The sequence below is a fragment of the Xenorhabdus santafensis genome, from assembly GCF_033949405.1.
Classification (GTDB): domain Bacteria; phylum Pseudomonadota; class Gammaproteobacteria; order Enterobacterales; family Enterobacteriaceae; genus Xenorhabdus; species Xenorhabdus santafensis.
The window spans coordinates 1-5,040 of record NZ_VCDN01000089.1; the positions used below are offsets into that span (position 1 = coordinate 1).

The 5,040-nt window shown below is 42.5% G+C and carries 5 protein-coding genes; all 5 read left to right on the plus strand.

The features are described 5' to 3' along the window. Positions 1-1,495 (plus strand): DNA primase family protein (locus FE392_RS16955; protein ID WP_319931378.1); only part of this gene is annotated, 1,495 nt, incomplete at its 5' end. Positions 1,496-1,989: 494 nt separating this feature from the next. Continuing rightward, positions 1,990-2,955, plus strand: coding sequence for a hypothetical protein (locus FE392_RS16960; protein ID WP_319931379.1), 966 nt, complete (start codon positions 1,990-1,992; stop codon positions 2,953-2,955). Then, positions 2,952-3,347: a DUF1240 domain-containing protein gene (locus FE392_RS16965; protein WP_319931380.1), complete on the plus strand. Its 396-nt coding sequence runs from the start codon at positions 2,952-2,954 to the stop codon at positions 3,345-3,347. Before FE392_RS16960 ends, FE392_RS16965 begins: the two co-directional genes overlap by 4 nt. A gap of 237 nt (positions 3,348-3,584) precedes the next feature. Further along, on the plus strand, positions 3,585-4,736 hold the full coding sequence (locus FE392_RS16970; RefSeq protein ID WP_319931381.1) for a phage major capsid protein: 1,152 nt from the start codon (positions 3,585-3,587) through the stop codon (positions 4,734-4,736). Positions 4,737-4,780: 44 nt separating this feature from the next. Continuing rightward, positions 4,781-5,040 (plus strand): HK97 family phage prohead protease (locus FE392_RS16975; protein WP_319931382.1); only part of this gene is annotated, 260 nt, incomplete at its 3' end.

The window sequence follows — 5,040 nt, forward strand, 5'->3', positions numbered from 1 at the left end:
CTGGGACGATTATCGTCAGCGTCACAGCATAGAGGCAGCAAAGCAGGCATTCAGCAACGGATTATATCAGATCAGGGAGAAACAGTCAGTGAACGCAGAAGCAACGGAGAGCCGTGAAGCAAAGCCCAAGAAGGCCAATAACAATCTGGCACAAATGGCAGCCAGTCAACGCGGGGCATTATTGGTTGAGCATTACCAAAAAATCGCGGTACATGCTGAAAGTGAATCAGTTTATCACTATAACGGTACGACATGGGAAACCGTATCGGATAACGAGTTGCGTCGCGCAATGGTGGCAATCTTCGACCAGCATGACACCCCTTACAGCCCAAACGGGATCAATAACGCTATTTGTGCCATGAAATTACAAGTGCCAATCATCGGCGAACAACGACAGGATTTAATCGGGTTTAGTAATGGTGTATATAATTTATCAACACAACAATTTACTCCGCACCAGCCTGAACATTGGCTCATGAACCATAATGGCATTGAGTTTACCCAGCCTGCTATTGGTGAAAACTTGCCGGAACATGCCCCTGATTTTTACCGTTGGTTATCCCATGCAGCGGGTCAGAATGAAAACAAGATGAATCGCATCAAAGCAGCCCTGTTTATGATTCTGGCAAACCGTTATGACTGGCAGCTATTTATTGAGGTAACAGGCGAAGGTGGCAGCGGTAAAAGTGTGTTTACGTATATCGCTACACTACTGGCGGGAGAGCACAATACCGCCAGTGGCAATATGAGAGCATTGGATGAAGCCAGAGGCCGCTATCAGTTTGTCGGGAAAAGTTTGATCACGCTGCCCGATCAGGTTAAATATGTCGGTGAAGGGGCTGGCATTAAGGCCATTACAGGCGGTGATCTGATTGAAGTTGACGGAAAATACGAGAAGCAGTTTTCAACAATTATTAAAGCAGTAGTATTAGCCACCAATAACGAACCCATGAGCTTTACAGAACGTAATGGCGGTATTGCACGGCGGCGGGTGATATTTCCGTTTAATATTCCGGTCAAGGAATCCGAGAAAGACTCACAATTGCCGGAGAAAATCAGTCGGGAATTACCAGTGATTATTCGTCACTTATTAAAAGAGTTTGCCGACCAGAATAAGACTAAGAAACTGCTACAGGCGCAACGCGATTCCAGCGAAGCATTAACGGTGAAATGTGGCTCTGATCCCCTCTATCGCTTCTGTGGTTATCTGGTATCTGGAAATAATACTTCTGGAATGAAAATGGGGAATAAGAATATTAGCCCGCGAGCACCGAGAATATACCTGTACCACGCTTATCTCTCTTTTATGGAGGCTTACGGTTTTGAACGCCCGCTGACACTGACAAAATTTGGCGAGTCGATGCCGAAGATTATGCAGGAATACCGGAAGGATTATCAGAAAGTGAGAACCAAGAAAGGTTATTCTTATCGTGTTGAGTTGTCGGAAGGCGCAGAAGAATGGCTACCATCAGTCCCTGAGCGCAGGGAAGATTAAGTCTACTACCTAGAACTTTTGGATTTAGGTATACATCCTATGCACCATTTTGAATATCTGTCTGTACTTAAAGAAAAATAAAGGATGTATAGTTATTTTTTAACTATACATCCACTATGCACTCTCTACATTAGTTAAAAAATAAAAGGTGCATAGGTTACACAGTGGGTGAATATCGTATTAATTGCCACAAATTCAGATGTAGCAAGGCTTTCAGAGAATTGTGCATAGGGTGTAGAGTTGAGGGGGGTAAAAAGATTTTCAGGGGGTATCCTCTGGTAGGCAAGTAAAAATCGTATGAGTCTGGGGTCATAAATTTAGTGCTTAATTTTTTATTATGGTATGACTGAAATTAAAACTAAGTAATTGTCTGATTTTGCTTAAGAATAGAAATTCATCACAAATTCATAGGTATATTTTCTCCATGCTGGAATGGATAAGTATTGTCGTTATATCCTACTTAATTGATGCTGAATGTTACGGAGAGTTTAAGAATGACACATAAAAAATATAATCCCACTTGGGATGGTTATATGGGGGATGTTTTAAGGGGTAATGTAGGAATTAATCAGCTAAAACCTCAGCATGAGTTTTTTGATGCCATTGGATTAGAAAAAGTATTGAGAGATAATACCCAATATCACTTTGTTCTCACATTATCAGAAGCTCAAGGCATTATTGAGGATATCAGCCCCCACCGCCCACAAAATCCAAGTTATGGAGAAGCCTTTGCAAGAGGTATGGACTCAGAACACCTAAGTACTGGGGAAGCATTTGCAAGAGGTACGGACGCAGGAAACAAGAAAAAAAATCCTATGGCGTATGTATTTCCTGTTACAGATCCTGTTTCCGCCTATGCGGGAAATATCTATGATTCACGTGGAGTATATGATGTTATTCGAGAATTTAAGAGCTTGGGCATTAAAGCTACACAGCATGTAGGGAAAAATGGAGAAAAGTATATTCACATATCAGGGCATGCAGGCCTTAGGAGTCGTATTATGGGGACACGCTATCGTGCCAAAAACCCCCAAATGCTTGGAATGGGAATAGGGCAGCAGGGGCTTAATGCAAGCGTTGTTAAAGGTGTTAGATTCTGTATTGTATTTTCGATTATCTATAGATTGATAGAAAGTATTTTTAAGGATGAATATACGCTAGCTGATTTTATCGGCAACATAACAATGGATATGGCAAAAACTGCTATTACCGCTACAGCCTCTTGGGCTGTAGGTTCGACTTTAATTGCTACAGCGGCTTTAGGTGGTAGTATTATTGCTGTTGCTGGAATAGTTTTACTTACTGGTTTTGCAGTAGCTTATGTTTTAGATTTTTTAGATAAAAAATATGGAATAAGTGACAAATTAATAGCACTATTGAAAGAAGAAATGAAAAGAAAACCAAGAACACCTGAAGCGGATTTACAATATTTTTTTAATGGCTTAGGAAGGTTAAGGTGAATAGTAAATACTTCAAAGCATTAGGTGTGCTAGTACTATTATTATTTATGGTATTTATAATGATCATCATTATTGATGACGCTATTTCATTAGTGCTAATGAAAGATGAAATAACATTTTCTGCTACTGTTGTTATGGGTGTAATGTCATCCCCGCTATTATTTTATTCATTATCGGCCTCTGTTTTTTTCTTTATCTTTGATAGGCTACCTAAATTTAACAAAATAATTGTTAAATACCTAAGTAGATTGATGATTGCATCATTTATAATTAGTTTACCTATCTCTTTTTATGTTAGTTATAAGTTAAAAAATGATGGCTATCTGACATGTGATAAAATTTCATGGATGTCACCGACTACTTATGTTAAAGACATTAAGTTATGTAAGTGAAAAATTTTATAAATATTCCGACCTCATGTTTCCGCCTGTTTAGACCTCCTATAGCGAGGTCTTTTTATTATATTTTTCATGGATATATTAAGAGATGGCACTCAGACGTGAGCCGCCATCAGGCCGTTTAATCAAGCTGCGAGAAGTAGCCTGCGAGACGCAGAAAAAGATTATTCGGCCTGCCCTCTCTTAGAGCTGGTTTCACGTCTTAACATTCTTGTTCACGGAAACCATTTCATGAAAAAATTACTCGAATTACGCCAGCAAAAGGCAACCCTCACCGAACAAATGCGTTCACTGCTCACCAACGCCGAAACTGAAAAACGTTCACTCACCGAAGATGAAGCCAAACAATTCGACGAATTACGCAGTCAGTCCGATACCCTGAATACCGAAATTGCCCGTTATGAGTCTTTGTCAGATGAAGAACGCCATCAGGCAAAAAAACAGCCAGCCAGTGAAAAACTCAGCAACGATGAATTGCGCCACTACATCGTGACAGGCGAAACCCGCACCTTGTCTACGGCGGTTTCCTCAGACGGTGGCTATACCGTTATCCCTGAGCTGAACAAGCAGATCATGCAGCAATTGGCGGATGAATCCGTCATGCGTCAAATCTGTACCATCAAAACCACACGCAGCAACGAATACAAGCAATTGGTTTCTGTCGGCGGTGCAGCGGTAGCGCACGGAGAAGAAGGCAAGGCACGCAGTGAGACAACGACACCGAAGATGGAAGAAGTCAGCATTAAGCTGTTCCCGATTTACGCTTACCCCAAAACCACGCAAGAGATCATCGATTTTAGCGATGTGGATATTTTGGGTTGGCTGACCTCTGAAATTGCAGACACCTTTGTTGATACCGAAGAAACGGATCTGGTGAGCGGTAACGGCAGCAAAAGGGCCAAAGGTTTTCTGTCTTATCCCCGCGATACCCAAGCCGACAAAATCCGTGCATTTGGTACATTGCAGAAGCTGGAAGCTGCCAAACTGGAAGCCGATAGCCTGATTGATCTCAAGTTCCTGCTCAGGAACAAATACCGCAAGAACGCCGTATGGGTGATGAACTCCAACACCGCCGCTCAGGTACAGAAGCTGAAAAACGGCAATGGTGATTATATCTGGCGTGAACGTTTACAAGCCGGCGATCCGGATATGCTGCTTGGCCTGCCTGTTCATTACCTCGAATTTATGCCGGATAGCGTTATCGGTCTGGGTGACTTCAAGCGTGGTTACTTTATCGTTGACCATGAAACGGGCATTCGTACCCGCCCTGACAATATCACCGAGCCGGGATTTTATAAGGTACATACCGATAAATATTTGGGTGGTGGGTTGGTGGATTCCAACGCAATTAAGGTACTGGAAGTGAAAGCATCCAGCAACTAAGCAGAAGGGGTATCGCGCCCTTTTCCAAGCCTTGGAGTCCATCAATGAAGCATGATTTTGAAATCCGCACAGCTTCACTGTCTGCCAGCAATAAAACGCTGGCAGGTTATGTAATTAAGTGGAACAGCCGATCACATGTGCTGTGGGATGAGTTTATCGAACAATTCGCGCCGAATGCGTTTAACGCCAGTTTAGTGGCGGGAACAGATATCAGGGCGTTGTACGAGCATGACCCGATGAACCTGTTAGGCCGTACTACGTCTGGCACGTTGCAGCTTGCCGAAGATGCCACCGGATTGCGCTT

What these genes read in the sequence shown, in the direction of transcription:
- FE392_RS16960 (WP_319931379.1), top strand. Translation starts at nt 1,990, where the DNA reads ATGACACATAAAAAATATAATCCCACTTGGGATGGTTATATGGGGGAT.
- FE392_RS16970 (WP_319931381.1), top strand. Translation starts at nt 3,585, where the DNA reads ATGAAAAAATTACTCGAATTACGCCAGCAAAAGGCAACCCTCACCGAA.